Origin of the sequence: Streptomyces sp. NPDC021019, from assembly GCF_044333295.1 — a bacterium.
GTDB lineage: Bacteria > Actinomycetota > Actinomycetes > Streptomycetales > Streptomycetaceae > Streptomyces.
In genome coordinates, this window is the sequence record NZ_JBIRQR010000003.1 from 441418 (window position 1) to 457898 (window position 16481).

General features: G+C 72.0%; 13 protein-coding genes. 2 read left to right on the plus strand and 11 right to left on the minus strand.

Annotation, left to right across the window (positions count from 1 at the left end; genetic code table 11):
- Positions 1–63 precede the first annotated feature (63 nt).
- Positions 64–1917 carry a hypothetical protein gene (locus ACH4RG_RS19440; protein WP_398539882.1) on the plus strand — a complete coding sequence of 618 codons (1854 nt, stop codon included), beginning with the start codon at positions 64–66 and terminating at the stop codon, positions 1915–1917.
- A gap of 317 nt (positions 1918–2234) precedes the next feature.
- Here the strand turns inward: ACH4RG_RS19440 and ACH4RG_RS19445 are convergent, their stop codons facing one another.
- A complete protein-coding gene (locus ACH4RG_RS19445) occupies positions 2235–2504 on the minus strand; it encodes an ArsR/SmtB family transcription factor (protein WP_397927177.1) in 270 nt (89 codons plus the stop codon).
- 743 nt (positions 2505–3247) lie between these two features.
- On the opposite strand from ACH4RG_RS19445, the gene ACH4RG_RS19450 reads away from it, so the two are divergent.
- Positions 3248–4342 carry a hypothetical protein gene (locus ACH4RG_RS19450; protein WP_398539883.1) on the plus strand — a complete coding sequence of 365 codons (1095 nt, stop codon included), beginning with the start codon at positions 3248–3250 and terminating at the stop codon, positions 4340–4342.
- A 971-nt stretch (positions 4343–5313) separates the two neighbouring features.
- On the opposite strand, the gene ACH4RG_RS19455 is transcribed toward ACH4RG_RS19450, so the two are convergent.
- The 10 genes from ACH4RG_RS19455 to ACH4RG_RS19500 all read right to left on the minus strand — a co-directional run bounded on the left by ACH4RG_RS19455 (position 5314) and on the right by ACH4RG_RS19500 (position 16398).
- Positions 5314–5601, minus strand: a complete 288-nt coding sequence (locus tag ACH4RG_RS19455; RefSeq protein ID WP_397917607.1) for a muconolactone Delta-isomerase — start codon at positions 5599–5601, stop codon at positions 5314–5316.
- Positions 5602–5684: 83 nt separating this feature from the next.
- On the minus strand, positions 5685–7199 hold the full coding sequence (locus tag ACH4RG_RS19460; protein ID WP_397927179.1) for an aldehyde dehydrogenase: 1515 nt from the start codon (positions 7197–7199) through the stop codon (positions 5685–5687).
- Complete coding sequence (locus tag ACH4RG_RS19465; RefSeq protein ID WP_398539884.1) at positions 7196–8317, minus strand: ABC transporter ATP-binding protein; 1122 nt, start codon at positions 8315–8317, stop codon at positions 7196–7198. The genes ACH4RG_RS19460 and ACH4RG_RS19465 overlap by 4 nt, the downstream gene beginning before the upstream one ends.
- The gene (locus tag ACH4RG_RS19470) at positions 8314–9336 is read right to left on the minus strand and encodes an ABC transporter ATP-binding protein (RefSeq protein ID WP_397917610.1); all 1023 of its coding nucleotides are present in this window, start codon (positions 9334–9336) and stop codon (positions 8314–8316) included. The genes ACH4RG_RS19465 and ACH4RG_RS19470 overlap by 4 nt, the downstream gene beginning before the upstream one ends.
- Before the next feature lie 14 nt (positions 9337–9350).
- Complete coding sequence (locus ACH4RG_RS19475) at positions 9351–10298, minus strand: ABC transporter permease (RefSeq protein WP_397917611.1); 948 nt, start codon at positions 10296–10298, stop codon at positions 9351–9353.
- A gap of 19 nt (positions 10299–10317) precedes the next feature.
- Positions 10318–11268, minus strand: a complete 951-nt coding sequence (locus ACH4RG_RS19480; protein WP_397917612.1) for an ABC transporter permease — start codon at positions 11266–11268, stop codon at positions 10318–10320.
- Positions 11269–11281: 13 nt separating this feature from the next.
- Positions 11282–12916, minus strand: a complete 1635-nt coding sequence (locus tag ACH4RG_RS19485) for an ABC transporter substrate-binding protein (RefSeq protein WP_397917613.1) — start codon at positions 12914–12916, stop codon at positions 11282–11284.
- Entirely contained in the window at positions 12913–14520 is a 1608-nt protein-coding gene (locus ACH4RG_RS19490; protein WP_397917614.1) for a phytoene desaturase family protein, read from the minus strand. Before ACH4RG_RS19490 ends, ACH4RG_RS19485 begins: the two co-directional genes overlap by 4 nt.
- A 44-nt stretch (positions 14521–14564) precedes the next feature.
- A complete protein-coding gene (locus ACH4RG_RS19495; protein ID WP_397917615.1) occupies positions 14565–15548 on the minus strand; it encodes a dipeptidase in 984 nt (327 codons plus the stop codon).
- 127 nt (positions 15549–15675) lie between these two features.
- Complete coding sequence (locus ACH4RG_RS19500) at positions 15676–16398, minus strand: aspartate/glutamate racemase family protein (RefSeq protein ID WP_398539885.1); 723 nt, start codon at positions 16396–16398, stop codon at positions 15676–15678.
- Positions 16399–16481: the final 83 nt, after the last annotated feature.

The window sequence follows — 16481 nt, forward strand, 5'->3', positions numbered from 1 at the left end:
TGAATGAACGGTCTCCGATCGCTATGACAGGGGGCCGTGCACCGAAGTGATCCTGGAGGTCCGATGTCCGAGGCACCCGCAGCCGCAGCGCCGGTACGAGCCACGCCGAACTCCCTGCGGGAGGTGGTGGCAAGCCGTGATCTGGCCAATCTCACCGGCCCGCTCGGCAGCGGAAAGTCCCGGTTAGTCGCCGGACTCGGGCCCGTCTCCCTCCTTGACCTCGACCGGCCCGGCGCCCTGGAGCGGCTGCCGACCGCGCTCGCCGAGGACACCCCGGCTCCGCTGGTCGTGGACAGCGCCGACGACGACCGCGCCCTGGCCGCGCTGGAGCCGCTGCGGCTGCGCCCGCCCGGCAGCGGCCGGCCCGTCCTCGTGATCAGCAGGCGCTCCCTGCTGGCCCGGCCGGGATGGGCCGACACGGGGGTCGCGGTCGTGGAGACCGGCCCGTGGCCGGACGCGCGGATCGGGCGTCTGACGGCGGATGCGCGGGTGTCCGACGCGCGGTGCCGGGAACTGATCGTCCGGCTCGCCGCGGGCAACCCGCTGATCGCCGAAGCGGCCTGCCGGGCCGTCCACGCGGGTGCGCCGCCGACCGCGGCCGGGGCGGTGGCCGACGGCGCCGCCCGGGAGATCGTGGAGCGGCTCTCCCGGGAGCGGCCCGCCGGGCCGTGGCAGCACGCCCTGGTCCGGCTGGCCACCGTGTGGTCGGCGGACGAGGAACTGCTCGACGCCGACCCGGGCCTGTTCGACACCCTGGCGGGGCTCAGCCCGGTCGTCCCCACCGAACTCGGGTTGGCCCTCACCGAGCCCTTCCGCGGGGTGATCGAACTGGCCCATCGCTGGCGTCGGCCCGCCGCCCACCGCGGCGCGTGGGCCCGCGCGCTGGCCCACCGCAAGAAGCTGCTGGCCGACGAACCCGCCGCCGACCGCCGTAGCCGTCTCACCGAGGGGATCATCGCGCTGGCCGATGACGACGCCGTCCGCGAGACCATGTTCCCCATCAGCGTGACCCGGGACGTGATCCACACCGCTACCTCGGACGACGCCGAGACCATCGGCACCCTGATGCGCCAGTGGGCCCGGCAGGGTGGGCTGGACGTGCGCTGGACCGACCGTCTGGTGGAACGCTGGCTCGTCGACGACCCCGCCAGCTTCCAGTTGGTCCGGGACGGCGGCGACCGTATCATCGGCCTGACGAACACCCAGCAGGTCACCGAACGCACCATGAGCTGTGTGGAACCTCTGCTCCAGCAGCACACGGACCGGCTGCTCGGCCGCCCGCGCGGCGCCGGGGGATGGCTGCTCGGCGCGGCCTACTGCCCCGACCGGGGCGCCCATGCGCACCTGCTGCGCGGCCTGCTGCGCCAGGTCATCACGGGCGGCCTGCTGCTGACGGTGTCCACCCCGAACCCGGACTACCAGCGGCTGCTGCGCGGGCTGCGCTTCCAGCGTCACGGCACCACCACCGACGACGTCTACCGCTGCGGGCGCAAGCCCGAGATCTTCAGCCAGGACTTCGGTTCCGCCGCGCTGCCCGACTGGACGGAGCGGCTCGCCCGCACCTCGGGGGCGCGCGGCGGTCCGCGTCCGACCGGCCAGGAGGTTGCCCGTGCCCTCGCCGTCATCGCCGACCCTGCCCGGCTGGCCGAGAGCCCGCTGCTCTCCTCGCCGCGCCCCCGGACGGTGGCGGAACTGCGCGCGGACCTGTGGGAGGCGGTGCGACGGCTGGCGGACAGCGAGGTGCGCGAGGAGGCCGAGGCCGGGTGGATTCTCCAGCACTACTACCTCGGACGGCCGCGGACCCATCAGCGGCTCGCCCAGCAGCTCCACATCAGCCGCGCCACCTACTTCCGGCGGCTCCGGCAAGGGCTGGACCTGGTGGGCGGCGGACTCGCGGCGGAACGGAGCGTCCCATGAGGGGCGCCGGGAGGACGGCAGCGGCGGGGCCGGGTGCCTCAGCGGCAGACCTCGCCCGGCCCTGCCGGGACCGGGAGCTGCGGCACCGTCACGAAAGGGCGGCCGCAGGCGGTGAGGGCGTCGATGACGAGATCGGTGCGCAGGGGATGCGCGATCGGCCAGCCGGTCAGATGCCGTGAGGCGAGGCCGATGACGGTGGCCAGGCAGAGGAACTACCCGCTCTCCGGCGGAGAGCAGGTGAAGTCGCCGACGTACCTCGCGTTCGTCTCGTGGGCGGTGAAGTGGCGGCCGATCGGGTCCGGGGCAGAACGACCCAGTCAGCGGCGAGCTCCGGTGACCACGACCAGCAGCGGAACGAGCCGGGACGGAGGGATCTGGTATCGCCCACGTCCGGTGGTCTCCAGCCAGCCGGCGGAGACGAGTTGGCGTAGATGGTGGTAGATCTGCCCGGTCGTACCGAGCCCCTCCAACTCCACAAGTTCGGTGACCGCAGTCCGTCCTTCGGCCAGGGCCTGGATCAGGCGCAACCGCACGGGGTGCCCCAAAGCTCCCAGCGTGGCGGCCGCCTCGGACCAGTCAGATCTCAACACCGACTCCGTGGCTTCGGACCGTTCCCACTCCACAAGCCCACCGTCCAGACCGACCACAGACCCGGCAAAGATCACTCCCCCTCGTGCTGCTTCCTGCAAGCGCTCCCGAAGTTCCGGCAATGCCCAGTAAGCTTCAGTCGACGCGTCTTCGGCACCTTGCTCAGGCGTGGCGCTCTGCACTCGCTCCTCAAGCTCGGAGAGTCGCCGAGAAACCTCGGCGACCTGCCCAACCAACGCGTCCCACGACGGCGCAGAATCACCCATTCGGCCAGCCTATCGTCGGACGAGCGCGCACGGCCCTCGCCCACCGAAGTGAACCCGCGGTCCGTCTGACCCGGGTCGGCGACCGTGATGCCGGGGCAGGCGTTGGGTTGCCCGTTATGACCGTCGGAAGCTGCCGGGGCTCGCATCCGGGGACAGTCCGCCGGATGTTCCGGCGTTGAGTACCCGACCGCGCGTGCGCTCAGGCACAGTTGGGCCTGACGGGCCGGGCGGGCCATGCTCCTCCTGGGGAGTCAGCAGCCACCGGTTCCCACAGCTAGGGAGAGGGAGAGGAGATGTCGATGTCGCACCCTCAGCAGCACCGACGCCCTGCACGTCCGTTGCCGATGCCTTTCGGTCCGCAGATCGTGCCACCTCTGTCCGATGCCGGGGTCGGTGTGGTGGCCTGCGGTGTGGCGGCCGGGCGACCCGTAGCGCTCACGTGCGGAGGCGACCATTCCTCGCTCCGCGTGTGGGACATGGCGGACCATCAGGAGGCCGGCACCCCGATCACTGTGGAGGGCGCCCGCCCCTTCACCAGCGTCACCCACGCGTTCCTGGAGGAGCGGTCCGTCGCGGTCGTGGTGGGCAGCGACCTACGGGTGTGGGACCTGGACGACCGTCGGCTGATCCGTCATGTGACCCTGCCGTACTTCCCGCCGGACATGGACTCCGGGCGCGGACTCAGGGACGTGGCCTGTACCCGCGTGGACGGGCGGGTGGTGGCAGTCACGGGCGGATACGACAAGACCGTCAGGATCGTGGACCTGCTCGCCGGCGAACAGGTGGGCGCCCCCCTGACCGGCCACACGTCGATGATCTGGACTGTGGCCTGCGGAACCCGCCACGGCACCCCGATCGCCCTCACCGCGGGGGACGACACGACCGTGGGGGTGTGGGACCTTCGGAAGCGCCAACCGATCGGGCGACCGCTCTCCGGTCACACCAAGGCCGTGCGCAGCGTCGCCCTGGGCCGGGTCGAAGGACGGTCTGTCGCCATCTCCAGCGACAGGGACACCGTGCTCCTGTGGGACCTGGAGGCGTCCCCACCCACCTCCCGCCCGCTGGAGGACCTCGGCGGCGAGGTTCGGGCGGTCGCGCTCACCGCCGTCGGCGGACGCCCGGTCGCGGTCACCGGCGGAAAGGACGTGCGGTTGTGGGACCCTCTCACCGGCCGGCCCGTCGGACCACCGCTCTTCGACGGCCGCGACACCTTCATATCGTCGCTGGCATGCGGCACTCTGCACGGCCGCCCGACCGTGCTCGCCGCGGTCTACGGGCAGCATGTGCGGGTGTGGGACCTGGAGGAACACCGGCGGATCGGACCCACCCCACCAGGGCGGTACGCCGACGAAGTCCCGGCCCGCTGGACCAATCCGGCCACGGGCGATGTCTACGACCTGACCGGGGACCTGGTCGACGACGACGGCGACCGGTGGAAGGTCGTCGACTACGACGGCATCGAGCCGATCGTCTGCGAACTCCCGATCGACCCCACGGTCGCATTCGGCATCGTCGATGCCCACCATGAGTTCGGACTGAGTTCCGTCATCACCCCCGGTCGTCACCGCTGAGCAGACGGGGACGCGTTGTCGTGAGGGTGTTCGGGTTCCGGGCCGTTCGGGTCGCGGGCCGGGGGACCAGCGGCCGGGGGCCGGGTCCCCGTGGGCGAGCCCGCGCTCGGCGACCGCCTCCAGCCAGTCGGCCATCGGCCACCAGCCCCGACGGCGGTGGAAGGTCTCCGCGTCGCGCGCAATGTCGTGCGGGTGCGCCACCGGAGGGTCGGAGACGGGGTGGTACTGATGGCAGGCCGGGGCGCCGCCCACCCGGGTGAGCGGTACGCCGACCGCGCGGGCCAGGGGCAGATGCCCGTTCGCCGCAGGGCAGTCGACGACCGTCGCGACAGGCTCCCGGCCGCCCACCACCCTGCTGACTTCCGGATCATCCATTGCGACGACCACGTACTGATCAGGGATGTGTGCACCGGCCGCGAGGCCCAGATGCTGGTGTGTCAGGAGCGGGTGCCGTCCGGCTGCCGGAATGATCACCGTGGTGCGCATGACAAAGCCCCTTGCCCGGACGCATCATCGGCCAGGAAACGGGCGGCGCGGGCCGCGCCGTCGCCGGGCGCCCACGGCGACCAGCGGTCTCCGCCGTGGGCGAGAGCGCGTGGCCGCCTGGCCCTCGTCGTACCCCGGTGGCCGGAGGCCGACGACTGGACCGGGCTCCTCGAACAGCGGTGGCGAGGCGGCGAGCACGCTCAAAGGGCTCTCCTGGCCGAGCCCGACCGGCCAGAACCCCCGTCCCAGTGGCCGCAAGGTTTACCGGACGGCACGGCAGCACCGGACCGGACCCCCCTTGAGGTCCGTCGCGGGTGACCGGCTCGGGCACCGTCCGGCCCCCGCTTCGGTGAAGGCCGCCGACTTACGCGCCGCGCGCCCGGGCGGCGTCGACGCGCGGCCTGTGCCGGCGGTCGGCCTGCGCGTGGACCCTGATTCTGCCGGATGGGTCCTGATGTGCCATTTCCGGGCGCCCGGGCACACCTTCAGGCCTTCGGTCCGGGGTCGACCGGGTGACCGGCCAGGGCGTGCACGGTGACGTCCATCCAGGGCCAGACCGGCAGCGACGAGATGATGGCGTGGAGTTCGGTGGGGTCCGCGGCACGCCACAGTCCCCAGTTCTCGGTCCGGCCCGGCACCCGCCACATGCGGACCAGGGTCCCGGACGCGGCGAGTTCGGCGGCGCGGCGGCGCTCGTCGTCGGAGACCTTCGCCTTGAGGTCGGGGTCCATGGCTTCGGGCCAGGTGATCCGGATGTTGACGAGAAATTCCATGGGACGCGTCCTGTTCCTGGGGTCGAGAGATTCCGAAGGCGAGCAGGCCGACAGGCCGGCGGGGGAGGGGCAGGGGGTGTCGGTCAGTCGCCGAACGGGTCGGCCGGGGTGCCGTGTTCGGTGATGACGGACTTGGTCTGGAGGAACTCGGCGACGGCTTCGACGCCGTTCTCCCGGCCCAGGCCGGACTGTTTGTAGCCGCCGAACGGCACGCTCCAGTGCAGCAGTCGGTAGGTGTTCACCCAGACCACGCCCGCCTCCAGCCGTCGGGCCACCCGGTGCGCGCGCGCCGCGTCGCGGGTCCAGAAGCCCGCGGCCAGGCCGTACTCGACGGAGTTGGCGAGCGCGACCGCTTCCTCCTCGGTGTCGAAGGGGTGCACCGTGACGACCGGGCCGAAGACCTCCTCCCGGCAGACCGCGAGGTCGGGCGTGGCGTCGGCCAGCACGGTCGGCTCGTACCAGAAGCCCGCCTCGCCCGGCGCGGCGACGGTGGCCCGCTTCCCGCCGGTGACGGCTCGCGCGCCCTTCGCGAGGGCGTCGTCCACATACCCCTCGATCCGCTCCAGAGCCGCTGCCGACGCCACCGGCCCGACGTGGGTACGCGGATCACGGGGGTCGCCGACCCGCAGCCGCCCGACCGCTTCCCCGTACCTGCGGAGGAACTCCTCGTACACTTCGCGCTGGACGAGGACGCGGGAGCCCGCGACACAGGTCTGGCCGGCCGCGGAGAAGGCGCCCTGCCGGGCCGCGACGACGGCCGCGTCGAGGTCTCCGTCGGCGAAGACGATGTGCGCGGACTTGCCGCCGGCCTCGCAGACGTAGCGCTTCATCCGCTCGGCCGCGCGCGCCCCGAGGGTCCGGGCGACGGCGGTGCTGCCGGTGAAGGTGACCATGGCGACGTCGGGGTGGTCGGTGAGGCGGCGGCCCTCATCGGCGCCGCCGATGACGACGCCGATCACCCCGGGCGGGAACCCCGCCTCCAGGGCCAGTTCGGCCAGCCGCACCGAGGAGGCCGGGGCGTGCGGCGGCGGCTTGAGGATCACGGTGTTGCCGGCGGCCAGCGCCGGGGCGAGTTTCCAGGTGCCCAGGGAGAGCGCGCCGTTGAAGGGGGTGAGCGCGGCGACGACGCCCAGCGGTTCCTGGGTGATGAGCGCCCTCGCCGTGCCGCTGAGCGGACGGGAGACGTCCTCCATGGTCTCCGCCACGGCCGCGAAGTACCGGTACCAACGGGCCAGCGCGCCGACCTCGCCCCGGGTGGCGGCGAGGGGTTTCCCGTTCGCCCGGGTCTCCAGTACCGCGAGTTCCTCGGTGTGCGCGACCAGCACATCGCCGAGGCGGTGCAGCAGGTCGGCGCGGGCGTGCGCGGGAAGCGCGCCCCAGGACGGGGCGAGGAAGGCGCTGCGGGCGGCCTCGACGGCGGCGTCCACGGCGTCCGGGTCCTGGTACGCGCGGGCCCAGACCTCCCCGGTCGCCGGGTCGGTCAGCGGCACCGCGGTGCCGGCCGGCGCGCGCCGCGCCCCGCCCGTGTGGGAGGTGTAGTCCTCCATCGCCGGCGGACCGCCGGGAGCGTTCTCGGAGGTGAGGTCGGGGGTCTTCATGGGGCGGTGGTCCTTTCCGAGGGAGAGGTTTCCGAGGCCGGGCCTTCAGGGGGCGGGCTGTTCCGGGACAGCGCGGCCCGTACCTCGGAGGCGTCGGCGTGATGGCAGGCCAGCGTGTGTCCGGTGGCCCCGGCGGCGACGGTCGGGGGCGGCGCGCCTTCGCGGCAGACCTCGGTGGCGAACGGGCAGGAGCGCTGGAAGCGGCAGCCGGCCAGCGGAGCGGCCGGGTCCGGGGGTTCCGCCCGGGTGCGGATCTGGCCGCGGAGGCCGGGGGCGCGGGGGTCGGGCACGGGAACGGCAGCCAGCAGCGCGTGCGTGTAGGGGTGGCGGGGCGCGGAGAACACCTCGTCGCAGGGGCCGCTCTCCATGATCAGACCGCCGTACATGACGATGACGTGGTCCGAGATGTGCCGCACCACGCTCATGTCGTGGGAGATGAACAGGAAACTGACGTCCTGTTCGCGGCGGAGGTCCTTGAGGAGATTGACGATCTGGCCCTGGATGCTGACATCCAGCGCGGAGACGATCTCGTCGCAGACGATGAAGCGGGGCTCGACCGCCAGGGCGCGGGCGATCGCCGCGCGCTGGCGCTGGCCGCCGGAGAGCTCATGGGGATAGCGGTCGGCCAGCTCCGTACGGAGGCCGACCTGCGCGAGGAGCTCCTCGACCCGCTCCCCGGTCTTCTCGCGGGGCGTCGTCCGGTGAACGGTGATGACCTCGCGGATCATCGCCCTGACGGTCATCCGCGGGTTGAGGCTGGCGTACGGGTCCTGGTAGACGATCTGGGCGAGCCGGGGCAGCGCCCCCGCGCGGCGTATCTCCTCCAGGGGCCGGCCGTGGATGCTGACCCGGCCCGAGGTGACGGGTGAGAGGCCGACCAGGGCGCGACCCGTGGTGGTCTTCCCGCTGCCGCTCTCGCCGACGATGGTGACGATGCTGCGGGCGGGCACGGTGAAGGAGACCCCGTCCACGGCGTGTGCGGTGCCGGTGACCCGGCGCAGCACCCCGGAACGGAGAGGGAAGTGGACGCGGAGATCGGTGACGGCGACGGCGTCGGTGTCGGTATCGGCTGTGGGTGGTTCGGCGGTGGCGGGGGGCAGGGCGTCGGCGGCGTTCATGCGCGCTCCTCTCGGTGGTCCGCCCCGACGAGGACCGGTGCGGTGTAGGGGCAGCGGACAAGGTGGCCGGGGGCGGTGGAGGTGAGGGGGAGGAGTTCGGGGACCGCGTCCTCGCAGGTCGCGCGGGCGGCGGAGCACCGGGGCCGGAAGGCGCAGCCGGGCGGCGGTGCGGCGGGGTCGGGCGGGAAACCGGGGATGGCGGGCAGCCGCTCGCCCCGTTCACGGTCCATGCGGGGGATGGACTCCATCAGCGCCCTGGTGTACGGGTGGCTCGGGCGGTCGAAGAGCGCGGTGGTGGAGGCCGTCTCCACGATCCGGCCCGCGTACATCACCGCGATCCGGTCGGTGACCCCGGCGACGACCCCGAGGTCGTGGGTGATGAGGATGAGCGCCATCCGGAGGTCCTTGCGGAGCCGGTCGATGAGCTGGAGCACCTGGGACTGGATGGTGACGTCGAGGGCGGTCGTGGGCTCGTCGGCGATCAGGACCTGGGGTTCGCGGCTGATGGCCATGGCGATCAGAACGCGCTGGCGCATGCCGCCGGAGAGCTCGTGCGGATAGCTGCGGAGCCGTTCGCGGGCGGCGGGGAGGCCGACGAGGTCCAGGAGTTCGGCGCACCGGGAGGCGGCCGCCCGCCGGCTGAACCCGTCGTAGTGGATGAGGGGTTCGGCCATCTGCCCGCCGATGGTCATGGCCGGGTTGAGGGCGGAGAGCGCGTCCTGGGAGACGAGCCCGATGCCGGAGCCCCGGACGGTCCGCATCTGCCGGGGAGTGAGCGCGGTCAGGTCCTTGCCGTCGAAGGTCACCCGGCCGGAGATCTCGACGCCGGCGGGGGCGAGCATCCGCAGGACCGCCAGCATGGTCTGGCTCTTGCCGCAGCCGGACTCGCCGACCACGCCGAGCGATTCGCCGGCGGCGACGCTGAACGAGACGTCACGCACGGTCTCCAGGGGGGCGTCGTCGCCCGGGTTCTGGCCGCGGTGGGCGACCTTGAGGTGTTCGACTTCCAGTACGGTCACGGTGACGTCTCCCTCTAAGCCAGTTTGATCTTCGGGTTGAAGTACGCCTGGAGAACGTCGACCAGGAAGTTGATCAGTACGAACGCGATGGCGATGACGAGGATCCCGCCCTGCACGAGGGGGATGTCCCGGGCGGAGATGGCCTGGTGGAGGGCGAGGCCGATGCCCGGCCAGGAGAACACCGTCTCGGTGAGCACCGCGCCGCTGAGCAGGAAGCCCGCCTGGAGGCCGATCACCGTGATGACGGACGGCATGGCGTTGGGGAGCACATGGCGCACGATCACCCGGAACTCACCGACACCGCGTGAGCGGGCGGTTCGGACGTAGTCGTTGCCGATGACCTCCAGCACCGAGGAGCGGGTCATCCGGGCGATGACCGCCAGCGACCACGCGGCGAGGGTGATCACCGGCAGCACCATGTGGGCCGCCACGTCGAGAGCCCCGCCGCCGCCGATGGAGGTCATCCCGGTGGCGGGAAGCATCCTCAGCTGGAGCGAGAAGACGATGATGAGCACCAGTCCGAACCAGAACGACGGTACGGAGTTGAAGAACAGCACGCCGACGGTGAGGCTCCGGTCCCGGGGCGAGCCGGGCTTCTGCGCGGCCCAGGTGCCGATGGCGACGCCCACGACCGCCGCGACGAGGATCGCGGTGCCCGACAGCAGCAGGGTGTTGAGCAGCCGGTCGGAGAGGACTTCGGAGACCGGCCGGCCGAAGGAGAGCGAGCGGCCCAGATCGCCGTTGAACAGACTGCCGAGGTAGGTGAAGTAGCGGGAGACGGCCGGTTGGTCCAGGCCGAGGTCCTCGCGGAGCGCCTGACGGTCGGCCTCGGAGGCGGTGGGGCCGAGCAGGGCGCTCGCCTGGTCGCCGGGGATGATCTGGCCGAGGCCGAAGGTGGCGATGGTCACCCCGAGGATGACCGGGAGCATGTGCAGCGCGCGGCGCAGCGTGAAGGTCAGCATGGCGAATCTCCAGGGCTGTTCATGACCGGCTCCACCGGGTCCGCGGGGTGCGTCCGCCGCCGCGCACGGCCCGGGACTTGCGGCTGCGCGGGTCGAGACGGTCGCGGATGCCGTCCCCGAGCAGGTTGAACCCGACGGCGAGTACGACGATCGCGAGGCCGGGGATGGTGGCGACGTGCGGCGCGGTCACCAGCAGTGCGCGCCCGCCGCTGAGCATCTGACCCCAGTCGGGGGTGGGCGGCTGTGCGCCCAGCCCCAGGAAGGCGAGGCTTGAGCTGAGGATGACGTTGCGGCCGGTCTGGAGGGTGGCGAAGACGACCACGCCGCCGAGCAGGTTCGGGGTGATGTGGCGGAGGGCGATGCGCAGATGGCTGTAGCCGAGGGCGCCGGCGGCCTCCACGTACTGCTCCTGGCGCAGGGCGATGACGTTGCCGCGGACGATCCGGCCGAACTCGGGGACGGTGACCACCACCATGGCGATGACCATCGAGGTGATGCCGGGGCCGAGGGCGACCCCGATGCCGAGGGCGAGCAGGATCCCGGGGAAGGAGAACATCACGTCGAAGACGCGCATCAGGGTGCTGTCGAGCCAGCCGCCGACGTAGCCGGAGAGCAGTCCGAGGCAGCCGCCGATGGCGAGCGCCACCAGGGTCGGCACCACGGCGACCAGCAGGGCGAGCCGGGTGCCGTACATCAGCCGGCTGAGGATGTCGCGGCCGACCTCGTCGGTGCCGAGGAGGTGGCCGCCGTTGAAGGGGCCGAGCCCGATGGACGAGGGGTTGGTGGCGAGCGGGTCGTCCGGGGCGATCAGGGGCGCGAGGAGCGCGACGAGGATCGTGGCGGCGACGATGGTGCCGCCGATGAGGGCGGTGGCGTTGCCGGAGCCCAGCAGTGCGCGGAGGCGGGTGCGCCGCCGAGGGGGCGCGGCCCGCACGTCGGCGGGGCGGGGTGGTGCCGCAGTGGCCTTCATGGCTGTGGTCTCCTCACCGGCGGCGGATGGTGGTGTAGTCGATGTAGACGGACGCTGCGGGCACGACTCCGTCGACCTTCCGGCTCAGCAGGCGGGGCAGCCGGTCCTGGTAGAGGAAGACCCAGGGGGCGTCGGCCGCGATGCCGTCGGCGGCCTCCCGGTAGAGCGCCGTGCGGCGGTCCGGGTCGGGTTCGCCCCTGGCACGGTCGAAGAGGGCGTCGACGTCCCGGTCGCGGTACCAGCCGCGGTTGACCCCGTCGGGGGGATGCAGCTCCCCGCTGAACATCCGCTCCAGGAAGTCGGCGGCGTCGGCACCGGTGGTCCATCCGTTGAACGAGCCGTGGGTGGTGTCGTTGTAGCCGTTGCCCTCCTCGGCGACGAGCGAGGCGAACTCCATGTACTGGGTGTCCAGGCGGACGCCGACCGCTTTGAGGTCCTGCTGGATGAGCGACATGATCTCGGTGGCCTGGGAGAAGCCGGGGCCGCTGTCGGGTGCGAGCATCCGCAGCCGTACGGGGGTGGGCACGCCGCTCTCACGGATGAGCCGGCGGGCCTCTTCGGGGTCGTAGGAGTCCGCGGCGGCCCCGGGGCTCTCCTGGTACGCCTCGTTTCCCCGGGGCAACGGCCCGGTGGACGGGGCGACCTGCCGGCCGGTAAGGGTGGCGATCGCCCGGCGGTCGACGGCGTGGTTGAGCGCCCGCCGGAATACGGCGTTGTCGGTGGGGGCGATCCGGGTGTTGAGGCGGATGAAGTACTGGTTGGCGGGCTCGGGGTACTGCACGGTCATAATGCCGCCGTCGGCGAGCTGCTGGACCTGCTGGGCCCCGGCACTGAGGATCGCGTCCACCTCACCGGTCTGCGCGGCGATGGCGAGCGTGGTGGGGTCGGTGACGGACTCCACGATGATGGAGGGCGTCCTGGGGGACCCGCCCCAGTAGGCCGCGTTCCGCTTCAGCGTGATGCGCTTGCCGCGGTCGGCGGACTGCTGGGTGAAGGGGCCGGTGCCGACGGGGTGCAGGCCGATGTCGTCGGGCCGGTGGGCGCGGAGCGCCTGGGGGCTGATGATCGACATCCGGCGGTCGGTGAGCACCCGGGGGAGCCCGGCGTACGGCTCGGTGAGTCCGAGGACGACCGTGTGCGGGTCGCGGACGTCGACCTTCTTGATCCAGCGGGTCAGGAACTTCATGTTCCCGGCGGCCGTCGGGTCGTGGAAGGCGGAGTCCTCGTCCATGATCCGGTCGAAGTTGGCTTTCACGGCGGCGGCGTCGAAGGGCGAGCCGTCGGCGAACGCGACCCCCTCGCGGAGCTTGAGGGTGTAGGTCCGAGCGTCCGGTGACGCCTGCCAGGATTCGGCGAGCGCGGGCCGGAGTTCGGGAGCCTGGGCCGTCTCGGTGCCGAGGTCCTCGCGGATCAGCGGATCGAAGAGGGCGTCGATGACCCGGAGCACCGGGGTGCCGGACGCGCGGTGCGGATCCAGGGTGGGGATCTCTCCCTCGGCGCCGATGATCAGGGTCTGCTCGTCTCGGCCGAAGGACGGGTTGGCGCTGCAGCCGGTGAGCAGGACGCCCACGACGGCCAGACAGCCCGCCGCCCGGCGCAGTGTTCCTGTGCGTGGGCGCTGCGGCCCATCGCGGCGCGAAAGCCTCATGCTTGTCGCCTTTGCTCGTGGTGGAGGTCGTGGAGCACCGCTTCGGCCGTGTTCCTGCCGGGTGTTCCGGTGATGTAGCCGCCGGGCCAGGTCCCGGCGCCACTGACGTAGAAGCCCTGGAGCGGGGTGCGGTAGCCGGCGACCTCGGGGTGCGGGCGGGCTCCGAAGAGATTTCCCGGCAGCATGTCCCCGTGGGTGATGTTGCTTTCCAGGAGCCCCAGTTCGCTCTCGATCTCGACCGGGTTCATGAACCGGTGATCGACGACGCGGTCGGCGAGTCCCGGCATCAGCCGCGAGAGTTCCTCGACGCACCGTCGGCCGAAGCGCTCCGTGCGCTCGGCGTCCCAGGGCCCGTCGTGCGGGCGGTAGGGGGCGTGCCAGGCGTTGACACTGATGAGATGGGTGCCCCCCGGGGTGAGACCGGGAGACGTGAGGGTCGGTATCAGCCCCCACATCAGGGGCTGTTCGCTGGCGTGGCCCCGCAGCGCCCCGGAGATCGACTCCTCGATCTGTCCGAGCGAGGAGCCCACCCGGAACTGACAGGCCCGCACCCGCTCGGGATCCGCGTCCTCCGGGAGCCCCGCGTAGGCGGGCAGCGAGTCCACCTCCAGGACGACCTTGAAAGCCGATCCGCGCATCGCGGTGCCCGTGACCTCCGCCCGGATCTCGGGCCCCATCGCCGCGTCGTCCAGCAGATCGCGGAAGAGGTGGACGGGGTTGACCGCCGACACCACCCGGCCGGCGGTGAACTCCTCGCCGGACGCGGTGACCACGCCCCGGACCCCGCCGTCCCCGTGCAGGATCCGCACCACCGGGGAACCGGTGCGCAGGGTGACGCCGTGGGCGCGGCAGCAGTCCTCCAGCGCGTCCACGATCGCGCTCATCGACCCGACCGGGAGACCGGTGGAGCCGCGGAGCGCGACCCGCTCGGCCGCGTCGCCGGAGTGGGGTGCGCCCGCCGCGGCCAGGGCGAACGGGCGCATCATCAGTCCGACGGCGCTGCCGGGCGTCGAGGGCGGTACGAGCTGGGCGTTCAGCGCCAGCAGGGCGAGCAGCGCCTTGGCCTGGTCCGACACGAGACGCTCGTCGAGCAGCCCGGTGAGGCTGCCCTCGAAGACGGCGGTGAAGAGCTTGTGCTCCTCCGGGTCGGTCAGCCGCTCCCGGAGGGCCGAGAGCGCGGGCGGGGGACCGTCGAGGGACACCCGAAGGCTCGCCCCGAGCCGTTCCAGACCGCTGATCAGCTCCCGGTAGCGGTCGGCCTCGCCCGGCGCGAAGGCGTCGAGCTGCCGGTCGACGCGGGCGGGGTCGCGCCAGCCCAGGAAGCACCGGCCGTCGAACTGCTGGACCACGGTCGGGTCGGCCCGGACGAACCGGAGACCGTGGTCGGCGAGCCGGAGTTCATGGACGACCGCCGGGTTCAGCGACCCGGGCGAGTTGGTGAAGGCCAGGCTGCGGCCGGGCAGGAACTCGTATCCTCCGCAGGGCCCGCCCAGGCGCTGCCGGGATTCGACCACGGCGACGCGCAGTCCCGCCCGGCCCAGATAGGCGGCTGTCACCAGCCCGTTGTGACCGCCCCCGACCACCACGACGTCAAACCGGTTCATGCCCACCGCTCCTCTCCGTGTCCACGCCGTCTTCTCGGCGGCCGTCAGTTCCGGGGATCGGCCACGAAGCCGGCGTCGAACAGGCGCAGCCAGTTGTCGCCGGCGATCCGCTCGACCTCGCTCTCGCTGAACCCGCGCTTGCGCAGGTGCTCCAGGACGGTGGCGTAACCACTGCCCGCGGCGAACCATTCGGGGAACTCGACCGGTCCGGAGATGGGGACCATGGGCTTGCGGCTCCAGCGCCCCTGCCGCCACCAGTGCAGTTCCTCGTCGCCCTGGCCGGCGTAGTAGTCGGAGCCGAGCCCGACGTGGTCGACACCGACGAGGTCGACGGTGTAGGCGACCATGTCGCAGAACTCGTCGATGGTGCAGCCGGCACCGCTGGGGGCGATGCGCGGGTACATGCTCAGGCCCACGACGCCGCCGGACTCGGCCGCCTTCTTGAGGACCGTGTCGGACTTGTTGCGGAAGGCCAGCTCGACGTTCTCGCCCACGAACGCCCGGGGATTGGCGTGGGTGATCGCCACCGGTCGCTCGGACGCCTCCAGCGCTTCGAGGGAGGTGCGCTCGTTGCAGTGGGAGACATCGATGAGCATGCCCACCCGGTTCATCTCCCTGATCAGGTTGACTCCGTAGGTGCGGGAGAGGCCCGCGTCGTCGCTCTCCCAGCAGCCCGCGCCGGCGGAGTTCTGGGTGTTGTAGGTGAGTTGGCAGATCCGTACCCCGGCCTGGTGGAAGGCTCCGACCAGGTCGAGGTCGTCCTCGAAGGGGCTGCTGTTCTGGAATCCGAGGATGACGGCGGTACGGCCGTCGTTCCCGGCCGCGCGGACGTCGTCGGCGGTACGGCCCTCCGTGAGGAGGTCGGGGTTCTCCGCGAGCAGCCGCTGCCAGCGGCCGACCTCGCGCATGGTTTCGGTGGAGTCCTCCCAGATGGCGACGGTGGCGTGAACGCCGGCTATCCCGGCGGCGTGCCACTCCTCGAAACGCTCGCGGGCGGGCTTGACGAACTGCAATGCGTCTACCAGCACGTGCTTTCCTCTTCGCAGGTGAGCCACGCGGTCCGGGCGAAGTGACGGCCCGGCCGTGCGACTCGGTGTGGACGATGGGGTGCGGTGGGCGATGCCACCGCCGTGCGGTGGTGCCTTCGGTCCGGTGTCAGACCTCGCGGCCGAGACGGCCGAGCTCGGGGATCTCGTCGCGGAGGCCCAGGGTGCGCAGGGCGCTCCAGAGAGACGCCTGATTGCTGGTCACCACCGGTCGGCCGGTGTCCATTTCGAGGTAGGGCAGGATCTCGAAGGTCCGGTAGGTGCCGCAGGAGATCAGCAGCGCGTCGGCGTCGGGGGCGGCCTTGTGCAGCCTGCGCCCGAGCCGGTAGGCGCTGTCGGCGTCGTGGACGCTGGCCTCGTAGGGGTCGGTCATCTGGAGCCCCTCCATCACGGGCACCTCGAAGCCGACGGCGGTGAGGTACACGCGCAGCGCCTCGTTGACCTCGTCGGTGTAGATGCTGCCGACGGCGACGGAGGTGGCGCCGACGGCGCGCAGGGCGTCGACGGTCGCCTGCATCATGGTGATCGCCGGGATCCCGGTCTCGGCCTTGATCTCGTCCGTGACCTTCTCGTCGGTGCCGGGGCCCGGGATGAAGGTGCCGGGCGCGCCGCACTGCACGATCAGGTCCACCTTGGCGGTGGCGAGTTGCCGGGAGGCTTCGAGCACCTGGCTCATCATCTCGCGCAGGCCCTCGGCGTCGACGCGGGGAACGATGGTCCGGGCGTCGGCGAAGGCCACCCCGGTGGGCGCGACCGAGCGCCACTCCTCCGCTCCTTCGATCGCGGTCGCCGGGCGGATCTGTCCGATTCGTGCACGCCAGCCGAGCATCATAGGGCATTTCTCCTGAAATGAGCTGTAGATACGGAAAGGGTGAGGCGTAGAGCGGGCTCGCAGTGGCTTGAAATGGTGCATGG

What these genes read in the sequence shown, in the direction of transcription:
- ACH4RG_RS19440 (WP_398539882.1), top strand. Translation starts at nt 64, where the DNA reads ATGTCCGAGGCACCCGCAGCCGCAGCGCCGGTACGAGCCACGCCGAAC.
- ACH4RG_RS19450 (WP_398539883.1), top strand. Translation starts at nt 3,248, where the DNA reads ATGGCGGACCATCAGGAGGCCGGCACCCCGATCACTGTGGAGGGCGCC.
- ACH4RG_RS19455 (WP_397917607.1), bottom strand. Translation starts at nt 5,601, where the DNA reads ATGGAATTTCTCGTCAACATCCGGATCACCTGGCCCGAAGCCATGGAC.
- ACH4RG_RS19460 (WP_397927179.1), bottom strand. Translation starts at nt 7,199, where the DNA reads ATGAAGACCCCCGACCTCACCTCCGAGAACGCTCCCGGCGGTCCGCCG.
- ACH4RG_RS19465 (WP_398539884.1), bottom strand. Translation starts at nt 8,317, where the DNA reads ATGAACGCCGCCGACGCCCTGCCCCCCGCCACCGCCGAACCACCCACA.
- ACH4RG_RS19475 (WP_397917611.1), bottom strand. Translation starts at nt 10,298, where the DNA reads ATGCTGACCTTCACGCTGCGCCGCGCGCTGCACATGCTCCCGGTCATC.
- ACH4RG_RS19480 (WP_397917612.1), bottom strand. Translation starts at nt 11,268, where the DNA reads ATGAAGGCCACTGCGGCACCACCCCGCCCCGCCGACGTGCGGGCCGCG.
- ACH4RG_RS19485 (WP_397917613.1), bottom strand. Translation starts at nt 12,916, where the DNA reads ATGAGGCTTTCGCGCCGCGATGGGCCGCAGCGCCCACGCACAGGAACA.
- ACH4RG_RS19490 (WP_397917614.1), bottom strand. Translation starts at nt 14,520, where the DNA reads ATGAACCGGTTTGACGTCGTGGTGGTCGGGGGCGGTCACAACGGGCTG.
- ACH4RG_RS19500 (WP_398539885.1), bottom strand. Translation starts at nt 16,398, where the DNA reads ATGATGCTCGGCTGGCGTGCACGAATCGGACAGATCCGCCCGGCGACC.